Genomic DNA, 232 nt, shown 5'->3' with positions numbered 1-232 from the left:
AACACCTACGCCCCACCCCAAAGCCACACACCGGCACACCCCAGCAACAACCCCGACCCCGCCACCTACCCCAGCGCCATCCCCGGCTACTACGGCGACAACGACCCCGACCCCATGAACACCTACGCCCCACCCCAAAGCCACACACCGGCACACCCCAGCAACAACCCCGACCCCGCCACCTACCCCAGCGCCATCCCCGGCGACTACGGCGACAACGACCCCGACCCCA

At 69.0% G+C, this 232-nt stretch carries 1 pseudogene; it reads left to right on the top strand.

Annotation, left to right across the window (positions count from 1 at the left end):
* Positions 1-232 (top strand): annotated as a pseudogene (locus tag RM446_RS24795) (hypothetical protein); the annotation flags it as partial.

Source organism: Streptomonospora wellingtoniae (genome assembly GCF_031845375.1).
Taxonomy (GTDB): domain Bacteria; phylum Actinomycetota; class Actinomycetes; order Streptosporangiales; family Streptosporangiaceae; genus Streptomonospora; species Streptomonospora wellingtoniae.
Note: the sequence above shows the minus strand (reverse complement) of the source record. Positions and strands in the feature narration are given on the sequence as shown.